Source organism: Planctomycetota bacterium (assembly GCA_038746835.1).
Taxonomy (GTDB): Bacteria; Planctomycetota; Phycisphaerae; order Tepidisphaerales; family Tepidisphaeraceae; genus JBCDKH01.
In genome coordinates, this window is record JBCDKH010000130.1 from 1 (window position 1) to 10,991 (window position 10,991).

A 10,991-nucleotide genomic window follows, 5' to 3' on the forward strand; every position below is an offset into this window, starting at 1 on the left:
AAGCGGCGGAGAGGACAAGCTCCTCTCCGCCGCTTCTTCGTTGAAATGCTCTGGCTGTTGAGTTGGGCCAAAACCCAAAGAGGCCCAAGCCGTTGCTAGTCCCGCTGGACCAGCACGACCCAGTCTCGGCCAACTTCTGCCGGTGGGGCACCGAGAGCAGACGTCGATCCGCCTTCGATCTGACCCACCGAACCGGTCTGCAGCGAGCCGCCAGTCCGCGGGTCATACCAGCCGATCGTGAACCTCCCGGAGTGATTCGAGAGGTTCAGCTTCGCCGGCTGCAACGTGTTCTTGACCATCAACACGTAGACATTTCCGGGCTCGGCAAGGCAGAAGCCGTCTGCGTCAACCAGCAGGGCGTTGTGATTCCTCATGTCGCCGACGGGAACGTCGTTTTCACGGAAGAAGTTCAACGCGTGTGCGGACTCTTCGTACATCCGATCACGGCTGCGGTGGTCCTGGAGGGTCAGATCCGAGTGCGGATTCTTGTAGCCGTAGTACCACTCAACGCCCCAGCCGCCGGCGAGGAAGTTGCCCCAGAGGGCGTTGGTTCGCGCGTCGTAGTGGTCCTCGACCAGGTTGTCGGGCTTGACGGCATGACTGGCGTCGCCCGGTTCGTCGCACGCGACGATCCAGACCTTCCCACTCTTCTCAGCCGCATCGAGAATGCCGAGTGTGCTCCGGTGCACATTGCGGAAGTCGGTCGTCGAGGTCTGAAGTGACCAGCCATCGAAGGCATTGTCTGGCCCGTAGACATCAGTGGGCCACTGACCGTTGTGGGCAACAACCGGATGGCCGTACGGGTCGTTGTCCTCGAACCACTGTGCCATGGCGACACGCTGTGCGGTGGTCTGGAACTTCGTCTTGTTGTGATTCCCGCCGAACTTCCACTCGCCGTTTTCTTCGCCGAGGTTCCAGTTCATCGCCAGGAGGTAACCAAAGCGTGCGACGAGTTCGCGGTAGTAGAGCTTGCGATCAGGTCCGACTTCGCCGTTGTCGAGCAGCGTCTCGTTCTCGCTTTCCTGCGTCTTGATGTGGACGAACAGGCCCTTGTGATTGGCGTGTTCGACCACGATCTGCCACTGCTCGAGGCGGGACACGTCCATCCGACGAGGCTGGCGATTGCTGATGTACGGGAAGACGTTGCGGTCATCGCCGCCGATGTTCATCGTCAGCATCGAAACCGCGTTCAGCCCTTTCGAGCTGAGGTAGTTGAGGGCACCGATGATGCCTTTGCCCTTGCCATCCTGCCAGGTCGGGTCACCTTCGTTCCAGTCGCGGATGTGGGGCTCCCACGTCTTGATGTGATGGTCACGCTCGCCGTCGCTCTTGAAGTCGCCGTCAAAGTCGGCGTAGGCGAGGAAGTTTTCGGGCGAGTCAGCGCCAGCTTTCAGGAAGACCTCGCCATTGCCGAGCGTCTTGGGGTAGCGGGTTCCGTCAATAGCGAGCCGGCCCATCGATCGAAGGTCTGGGAAGGCCTTGTCGCTGGCAACGACGTCGAACGCGCCTTCTTCACCGTCGAAGAAGCCGGCCGATTCGCCGGCGCTGGCATCGTCCGCCATCGCAACCGCGGGGCCCTTGCGGAACGAGGCTTTCCAGGTCCAGGCACCCTCGGCGTCAGGGGAAAAGTGCACGCGCCAGATGTTGCCCGAGTCGGCCGAGGTGTTAGCCGCATCGCCATCGGCGGCGAAGTAGCCGGGCACGACGTAGGTCTTCTCACCGTTCTCAAACGTCACGTCGAGCCGGTAGTCCGTGAACGGATTCGGCGTCGCCGTCTCAGCCGTCTGAGGGCCTTCGAAGTCGAGCGTGTACCGGTGCCAGATCTGCACCGTGTCCGCTGCGGACGAGCTCGCAACAGCGACGAACGCCATGAGCAGGGCGGCAAAAAGGGCAACTCCCCTTCGAGCAGTCGTCGCGGGGTGCATGGGGCGTGAGCAGTGATGGGTCGTCTGGTTGGGTGGCATCGCGGAAGGGGGTTGGTTTCGGTTGAAAGCAACTACTTTACAAAAAAAGGCGAGGGAGAAAACCCCTGCGGACACGCACAGTCCGACGACACTGCCGCAAGATCAGGCAACCTCGACCGGCCGACCGCCGGCCGCAGCACTTTCGTAAATCGCCTCGATCAGCCGCACCGATCGTTTCGCCTCCATCGGCCCGACCGTCAGTGCTTCTCGACCGGCGACCGCATCAACGAAGTGCTCGAAGTTGCGTCGGTGCATCTCGGGATCAATCGCGCCCGGGTCCGCTGCGCCGATTCCAGGGCCGCCGGTGCTCATAAGCGTTTGGCGAACCTCGTCATCGGTCGGCTCGGGCTCGTCGAACTCCCAGTGCCGAAGTTCGTGGTCAGCTAGGAAGATCGTGCCCTCCGTGCCGCACAGGTGAACCTCACACGGATGCCCGACCGCACTCCACGCTGCCGTCGTCGCCTCTATGGTCCCCTTTGCGCCACTGACGAATTCGAGGCAGGCCACCGCAACGTCTTCGACTTCGAGCCCTTCGTGGCCGACCCGACCCGTGAACGCCGAGACCCGTCGGACGTCTCCGGCGAAATGCAGCAGCTGATCGATGGTGTGGATCGCCTGGTTCATCATCGCACCGCCACCATCGAGATCGCGCGTGCCACGCCAGCTTGCACCGTCGTAGTACGCCTGGGTCCGCCACCACTTGACGTAAGCACTGCAGAGCGTGAGTCGCCCGAGACGACCGTTTGCGACGGCTCGCTCGACCGCCTCGACCGCGGGGTTGAAACGACGGTTCAGGATGGCACCAAGGACAACGCCCGCCTTGTCGCAAGCGGCTGCCATCTCATCGATGCGTGCCGAGCTAACTTCGAGCGGTTTCTCGCAGAGGACGTGCTTTCCTGCCGCGGCCGCCTCAATCACGAGCTGTCCGTGCGTTCCGCTGGGCGTGCCGATGATGACGGCATCGATCTCGTCGCTCGCGAGAAGATCGGGGACCGACAGCACGCTGACGCCGAAGTCCTTTGCCAGTTGATCGGCCTTCTCGATCGATCGAGACGCGATCGCGACGAGGTCTCCGTCACGCATCGACGCGATCGCCCGGGCGTGAAACTTGGCGATGCTGCCCGCGCCGATGATGCCAAACTTCACGCCGCCTCCAAAGCAGCAGGCCGATTCTCGCGTCGGAGGAACTCAACGATCCCCCAAACGGACAGGACGACCAGCAGGGCGATTCCGGCTTGCCCCCAGACGCCGCGTCCGGACAAGCCCCACACGCAGCCGATCGTCGCGACCGTGATCGAAACGAGCATGGCCGCGTTGACCAGCACGCGCTTCGCGCCAGTCGGCCGCGCTTCGCCGAGGAGCTTGCGACTGTTCATCATCAAGAAGAACGTGAGATACGCGATCGGAATGAGCGACGCGCCCGTCACATTGGCGGGAATGAACAGGGCGGTTCGGGTTTCGCCGGTCCAGAGGACAGGTGCAAACAGGGACAGAACCCCCGGCATCATGGCGCCGGCGATCCGTGCCTTCCGGCTTTCGGGCATGCCCAGCGCTTCGCTCACAGCAAAGCTGTTCATCAGCATCAGGACGATGATCGTGGTCAGCGCCATCATCAGCACACCGACGCCGAAGACATAGCGGGCCACGGTTTCGCCCAGAAGTGGCGAGAGTGTCGTGGCCAATCGATCCGCGTCCCGGCTGACCAACGCAGCTGCGACTTTGTGATCGGCTTGAGGAAGGCCGTCGAGCACTCGCCGCTTTTCCGTCTCGTCGTCTGGCAGGGCGACATCGGTTGCGTTGGCCCGTGCCTCCAGGGCCTGGTAGTACGCCGATTCGCCAGCAAGCGGACGCCCCGCCTCGTCGAGGACGTCTTGCGTTTGTCCGTGGAACTGACTGGCAGACGCGAGGACCAGGCACGACGTCGCCAGGACGAATGGAACGACCAGCCCGACGCCGAGGTCGAAGATCGCAAGCCCACGATGGCGTTTTCCCCAACCTTTCTTTAGCAAGCTGTAGGGCAAAAGAAAGGTCATGTTGATTCCGACGGCCACGCCGAAAGCACCGATGACGCGGTCACGCTGCATCGCCGCGACCCGGTCCTGCCAGAAGCCGCCCGCGTCGCCGGTTGCATCGATCAACGCCTGCAGCTCCGGCGTCGCCTGCGTGGCAGACGAAACTGAAGGCACGAAGCCGGCGAGAATCCGCCCGACCGGAAGCGCTCCCTTGGCAAACAGAAGCGCGACGACCAGGACGAACGCGAGGACGATCAGGCCCACCAAAGCCTTCATGACACCCTCAACAAGCCGAATGCCACGGTGTCCCGTGTCGTAGAAGACGATGATCGTCGCCGTGAACGCGAAGATGATGACGCCGATTACCCACGGGGCGACGCTGCTGTCGCGAAGCTCTGGCAACAGGTTCTGCTGAACGGCCGCCTGGGCGAGCGTGTACTGCGGCAGACACCAGACGTGGTTCGCGATCAGCACCGCGAGCAGCCAGCTCACGCCGAGCACCGGCGAGATGTGCCGATTCACGCTGGCCAGTGGTCGCTGACCGGTCGAAAGCGCGACATAGCCGACGGCCGCGAGCATCACGACGCCGAGGATCATCGCAAGGGGCTGGACCCAGAGCGTATCGAAGCCACCGATCACGCCGAGGTACAAGGCGCCTGCCAAGCTTCCGCCGCCGAGTGTGATGGCACCTTGCAACCAGCCCGGCCCACTCAGCCGGGTCCAGATCAAGAGCTTGCGTGGCCAAAGCGCAAGCTCCGCCTCATCAATGGCTTCAGATCGGCGAGCGTCGACGTCGGAATCAGTCACCGGCCGGAGCGTACCACTTAAGAAGGGCCGGCACACACCCCGGCCGCCGCAACGGTGATCCCGACCGCTTTCTGCCCGATAACACTGATTATGTGAAGTACATCATGACAGCAATCAGCATCGATGCGTCAATCGGCTCGCGACCCAAGCCAGCGGCCCTAGGAAGACGTGTGCCGCCTCGGCGTGACCACGCTTCGAGACGACTTCGGCAAGCCGAGGGCCGACCACGTCGTACCGCCTGCGTAGCCATGCGTGGAGCTTCGGATGCTGCTCCATCAGCGTCGCTTCGAACGCACGCAACATGTGGAGCTGTCGGTGTCCCGTTCGCTCCGAGCGTCGCGATGCCGCGGCGGCGGTTGCGACGAAGCAGGAACCAGGCGGCTGAGTCGGAAGCTCCCGGTAGAGCTTCAGGGCGCTCAGGCGCGCCATCGTCAACGCGATCGCTTCCAAACCCACGATCAAGATCAGAGTGAAAAGCACCAGCTGCCAATGCGTCGGATTCAGCGGCTTGTCATTCGGTATCCAGCGGTAAAGCAGCAAGCCGACACCAGCGAACGCGGCTGCCGAAGCCGGTGCCGCGACGAAAACAGCCATCACCACGGGGAAGATCGGGAACAGGAGCACGTGCGGTCCAAAGACCATCGCAACCGCGAAGAGGAGCACGCACAACAGGAACAGTCCGCCCGCCCAGATCGGCGGCGTGATCGCGCGGCGGATCCGGATCAGGCCGACCGCCCAGACGATGACCAGCACCACGCTCGTCGCGACTCCGCCAGTCAGTTGCACGGCGAGCGAGCGCGGGAGCCGCTGCGGATCACCCTCTGCAACGCCAGTCGCGACAATCACGCTGAACGTCAGTCCCATCAACAACCCAGTCCCCAGGCCCACCCAGACGAATCGACTTTCGCGCGCACGGTCCGGGTAAAACACGGCCACGGTCATGGCGATCCACCCGGCCAGCAGGAATGGCACCAACGGCCAGAGCGCACCGAGCATCGGGAGCATCGTGACCCACGCGAGTGGCTTTCCATTCTGCCACCCGACCATGATCGTGCCGTACGCAGGTTTCTGATTGAGCACCAGTCCGAAGATCGGGTAGCCGATGCCAAACGCGGTCAGCACGACACGAAGGAACACGTGCCGTGGTGGGCGGACCAACTCCGATCGCGCAGACGCGTAACCGAGCGGCGTTGAAGCAGTCGGCTCAACGACCTCGGCTTCGAGGATGGGGTCGGTATCGGGCAAGGAAGTACGTTAACGCGGACGTGCTACGACTTTTGTCACACAAGAGTGCACGTAGCGGCAGGTGCAGGTGCCGGCTATCGTCGCTAGGCTCATGGCCGGTGTCGACGGCGCATCCATTATCAACGCGACGCCAAGCACCTCGGCCGACGCCACCGCGTGGTTGCTGCTCTTCGCCGTCTTTGCCCCGGCAGCCGCTGGAGTTCTGACGCTGCTGGTCCCACGGACGCTGACCGGTACCAAGGCCTTCGTCGCGCTGGCCGGACCTTTCGCGGCGCTCGTGCTGATCGGCACGCATCTGTCGCGTCATGGGACACACGCGGGACGGGTCGTGCTTGAGTGGATGCCGGCGCTTAACTTGGACTTCGCCTTCAACGCGGACCCGCTTGGGGCATTTTTCGCCCTGCTGGTCGCGGGCATTGGCTGCCTGATCTGTCTTTACGGCCGGGCGTACCTGGGCAACGAGCCGGCAGACGTCGGCAAGTTCTTTCCGCTGATCACGTCGTTCATGACGGCGATGCTCGGGTTGGTTCTGGCGGACGACCTGATCCTGATGCTGCTTTTCTGGGAGATGACCAGCATCACCAGCTTTCTGCTGATCGGCTGGAACTTCAAGGACCCGAAGGGCGTCAAGAACGCACTTCAGGCCTTCGCCACGACAGGCTTTGGCGGGCTTTCGCTGCTGGGCGGGCTCGTCTGGATGGGTGCGGCGACCGGTCAGTGGAGCTTTACCGAACTCAGCGACGTCGTCGCCTCTCCCGGGACGGTCGCTGCGTTCCTCCTGATCTTCGGCGGCATCGCAGCCAAGAGCGCGCAGTGGCCGCTGCATTTCTGGTTGCCCGGTGCGATGGCCGCCCCGACGCCGATCTCGGCCTACCTGCACTCGGCGGCGATGGTCAAGGCCGGCATCTACCTGCTGGCCCGCCTTTGGCCCGACCTCGCCGCGTTCGACGTCTGGCCTTGGATTGTCGTGGGCTTCGGCAGCGTGACAATGCTTCTCGGTGCGTGGATCGCCCTGCAGCGCGACATTCTCAAACAGATTCTCGCGTACACGACCGTCAGTCAGCTCGGCCTACTGGCGTGCGCTTTTGGCCTCAGCCACTTCATCTACAAGGGCGAGCACAACGTCGTCTGGGGCAACGCCCAAATCCTAAATCACGCCCTTTACAAGGCGAGCCTCTTCATCCTGGCCGGTGGCGTGACGCATTCGCTGGGCATCAAAGCTCTCAGCGGCCTTCGCGGCGCGTGGCATGCAGGCGGTGAGCGGAAGCTCTTCGCGGTGCTGTTCCTGCTGGCGATGATCGCCCTGGCCGCCCTGCCAGGGACGTTCAGCTTCTTCGCGAAAGAGGCATTTCTTTACCAAATCTGGCACGGCTTCAAGGAAACGAAGTCGCCGCTAATGGTCGCGCTGCTCGTCGGCACGGTCTTCGTCAGCGTCTGCAACGTTGCGATCCTCGTTCGATTCGCCCAGACGTTCTTCGATCGTGAGCCGGCCGAGGCGTCGCACGACGACCACCATGGCCACGACACCTTGTTCTGGCACGCCCTGCTCTGGCTGCCCGCGGCGCTGCTTATCTCGCTGCAGTACATCGGCGGAATCGTCGGGTCGCCGATGGCCAAGCTGTTCCTGCCGATCGAGGCGACCCCGTTCTACCTCGAGGCGAAAGGGTTTTCGCTCTGGTACGTCGTGACGCACCCAGGGGTGCCGCTGCTCGCGAGCGTCATCGGCATTGTCGGGGGCGTGCTGCTCGGCTGGTCGGGACTCTGGCGCGGCATCCGCGGCGACGTTCACGACCGCATCTTCCCGCTCGCGTACGCCGGGATTGTCAACGGTGGCGACCGCGCGTTTCGCCTGCTGCAGACCGGGCATGCCCGCTGGTACCTGCTCGCGACGCTGATGGTCTTTGTCGTGGTGCTGATTGTCGTCCCGGGCGGCTTTGCCGGGATCGCGAATGACCCACCTCGGTTGACGCTCGACGCCTTGAAGACAGCGGCGGCAGACGTGCCGTCGTTTGTCGAGCAACCGACGACCTGGCTCATTCCGTCGGCCGTCTGTATCGCGGCGCTGCTTCTCGTCTTCGTTCGCGACCGGATCAGCCGAGTGCTCATCCTGGGCGGCGTCGGCTTCTCGGTGACTGCACTCTTTTACACGTTCAAGGCACCGGATCTGGCGTTGACGCAGCTGAGCGTCGAGATCGTGTCGCTGGTGCTGTTCCTGTTGGTGCTCAACCTGCTTCCCGACGAGAAGCCCAAAGCGCGAGCATTGGTTGCCCCACGATTGGCAATCGCCCTCCTAGTCGGCACCGGTGCAATGACGCTGACGCTGCTCGCCTCGACAGCAACGCGACCGCCTGCTCCGGCACCGCTGGCCGAGGGCGAGCGTGGCCTCACGCCTGGCGAGTTTTTCCTCCGCAACAGCTACAAAGCAGTCGATGTCGCCGCACTCGACGAAGACCGTGCCGGTGACGGCGTCGTCGCACGTGGCCTCGATCACCTGGAGAGCTTCGGCTCCAAACCCGCCGTCAAAAAGCTCGACGAGGATCAGGTGTCCGTCCACAAGGGCGGCGGCGGCAACAACGTGGTCAACGTCACGCTGGTCGACTTCCGCGGCTTCGACACGTTTGGTGAGGTGGCCGTGCTGGTCATCGCCGCAGCAGGTGTCTGGACCCTCCTCCGCAAGCCGCCGCACCGGGGAGAACAAGACGCATCAGACAATCGCTCATCGACGGCCGACGCGACCTTTGCGATCGGCAACGCCTTTGAGCCCCGTCACGCCTTCAGTCCGCCGCCCAGGGACGATGGCGAGCCGCGAGGCAAGCGAGCCATCGGGTCAGAAATGATCGCCAGCCCGATCCTGCGGACGGCGTCGCGTCTGCTCCTTCCGATCGCCCTGCTCTTTGCCGCCTACCTCTTTTTCAAGGGGCACCAAACCCCCGGCGGCGGCTTTGTCGGTGGACTGACGGCGGCTGTCGCGCTGGTCGTCTACCGCATGACCTTCGGGGCCGAGGCGCTCTACCAACTGCTTCCGGTCCGCGAGCGGACCATGATGGGCGCGGGCCTCCTGATCGCGGCAGTGACAGGCCTCGTTCCGCTGCTGCTTGGTCTTCCCTTCCTGACAAGCAACAACGGCTACTTGCCGCTGCCAGGCGGTGACGGCACGTACCACTGGGCGACCGTCCTCTTCTTCGATCTTGGCGTCTTCCTGATCGTCGTCGGCAGCGTTGTCGGCATGATCGATGCGCTCGCAAAGGAGCTCGAGTAACCGATGACGCTGCTCGTTGCCATCACCGTCGGCGTGCTCTTCGCTTGCAGCGTCTACCTGCTCCTGAGCCGCGAGCTCAAGGCCGTGGCGATGGGTGTGTTTCTGCTGAGCCACGGGGCAAACATTGCAATCCTTGCTGTCAGCCGCGATCCGTTCTCGAATCGCCCGCCAGTCCTCGGTGAGGCTGGACACCTTTTCGGCAACGAGGCTGACCCGTTGCCGCAGGCGCTCGTGCTCACCGCAATCGTCATCGGCCTTGCCGTGCAGGCGTTCCTGCTCACGCTGCTCGTCCTCACGTGGCGACGTGCCAAGACGTTGGAGACCGCCGACCTCACCTGACCCTTCACGTTGCCCAACACGCTGGTCATCCTCCCGATTCTCTTGCCGCTGATGGCAGCGGTGGTGAATCTGCTCATCCACCATCGCCGCTGGGTGCAGGCTGGCGTTGGTCTTGCGGGGCTCACACTGACCCTGCTGTCATCGATCTGGCTGCTCGCGACCGCACTCGACGGGACCGGCGTCGTGGTGAGCCAGATGGGCAACTGGCCGGCACCGTTTGGCATCTCGGTCGTTGCGGACCTTTTCGGCGGAACGCTCGTCTGCGTCGCCTCTGCGGTGTCGCTTGCGGTCTACGGCTACGCCCTTTCACAGACGCCGACTCGCTTCACGGGCGGCTACTTCAACGTTCTGTTTCCGCTGCTGGTGTGCGGCGTGAACTGGGCGTTCCTCACCGGCGACTTGTTCAACCTGTTCGTCAGCTTCGAGGTCATGCTGCTGGCAAGCTACTGCCTTTTGACGATCGGCACGACGCCGCGGCAGATGCGTCAGGCGTTCAAATACGTCCTCTTGAATCTCGTCGTCAGCGCCGTCTTCGTCGCAGGGTGTGGCTGGGTCTACGGCACCCTCGGCACGCTCAACTTCGCCGAGATGGCAGTGCTTGCTCGCCAGGGACACGTCAGCGAATCGGCCGCGATGGCGGTGGCTGCGCTGGCGTTTGTCTTTGCCGCCAAAGCGGCTGCGTTTCCGCTCTGGTTCTGGTTGCCCGACACCTACCCGACACTTCCGCCTGCAATTGGAGGTTTCTACGCAGGATTGCTGACCAAAGTCGGTGTCTACGCACTGGTACGCGTCGTCGTCATGTGCTTCGGACCGGCCGCGGAAGTTCAGGCCACGCTCACACCGCTAATCATGATCTCCGCGGCCGGGACCATGTTCCTCGGCGTGCTCGGCGCTGTGGGTTCATCGAGCGTTCGGCGCATCTTGAGCATCCACGTCATCAGCCAGGTCGGCTACATGATCCTCGGCATCGCACTCGCACTCGCGGCTGGTGTAACCGAAGCCGGCGAGCTCGCGATGGCGGCGACGCTGCTCTACATGGTCCAGCACATGATCGTCAAATGCAGCCTTTTCCTCTGCAGCGGGCTCATCGAGAAGTATGGCGGGACCGACGAGCTGTCGGGCGTTGGTTCGTTGCTCACGCGGGATCGCTGGCTCGCGACGGTCTTCCTCATCGCCGCGCTATCGCTCGTCGGCCTGCCGCCGTTGTCTGGCTTCTTCGGAAAATACCTGCTGATTCTCGCCAGTTTCCAGCGGTTTGACGGCTGGGGCGTCTTTCTTGGCATCGTGGCGGTGGCGACGGGCGCGTTAACGCTGCTGAGCATGGCGAAGATCTGGAGCTACGCGTTCTGGTCGCCGGCGCCGGAG

7 protein-coding genes are annotated in these 10,991 nt (G+C 63.4%); 3 read left to right on the forward strand and 4 right to left on the reverse strand.

What is annotated here, in order from left to right; genetic code table 11:
* Positions 1-95 precede the first annotated feature (95 nt).
* The 4 genes from AAGI46_12170 to AAGI46_12185 form a co-directional block, all read right to left on the reverse strand.
* Entirely contained in the window at positions 96-1,871 is a 1,776-nt protein-coding gene (locus AAGI46_12170) for a DUF5060 domain-containing protein (GenBank protein ID MEM1012962.1), read from the reverse strand.
* A 195-nt stretch (positions 1,872-2,066) separates the two neighbouring features.
* On the reverse strand, positions 2,067-3,110 hold the full coding sequence (locus AAGI46_12175) for a Gfo/Idh/MocA family oxidoreductase (GenBank protein MEM1012963.1): 1,044 nt from the start codon (positions 3,108-3,110) through the stop codon (positions 2,067-2,069).
* Positions 3,107-4,783: a divalent metal cation transporter gene (locus AAGI46_12180; protein ID MEM1012964.1), complete on the reverse strand. Its 1,677-nt coding sequence runs from the start codon at positions 4,781-4,783 to the stop codon at positions 3,107-3,109. Before AAGI46_12180 ends, AAGI46_12175 begins: the two co-directional genes overlap by 4 nt.
* A 114-nt stretch (positions 4,784-4,897) precedes the next feature.
* Positions 4,898-6,028 (reverse strand): DUF6688 family protein, encoded by a 1,131-nt coding sequence (locus AAGI46_12185; protein ID MEM1012965.1) that lies wholly within the window; start codon positions 6,026-6,028, stop codon positions 4,898-4,900.
* A gap of 91 nt (positions 6,029-6,119) precedes the next feature.
* Between AAGI46_12185 and mbhE the strand changes: the two genes are divergently transcribed.
* The 3 genes from mbhE to AAGI46_12200 form a co-directional block, all read left to right on the forward strand.
* Complete coding sequence (gene mbhE, locus AAGI46_12190) at positions 6,120-9,287, forward strand: hydrogen gas-evolving membrane-bound hydrogenase subunit E (GenBank protein MEM1012966.1); 3,168 nt, start codon at positions 6,120-6,122, stop codon at positions 9,285-9,287.
* Between the two features lie 3 nt (positions 9,288-9,290).
* Complete coding sequence (locus AAGI46_12195; protein ID MEM1012967.1) at positions 9,291-9,626, forward strand: sodium:proton antiporter; 336 nt, start codon at positions 9,291-9,293, stop codon at positions 9,624-9,626.
* A 9-nt stretch (positions 9,627-9,635) separates the two neighbouring features.
* Positions 9,636-10,991: proton-conducting transporter membrane subunit (locus AAGI46_12200; GenBank protein ID MEM1012968.1), on the forward strand; the 1,356-nt coding region annotated here is incomplete at its 3' end.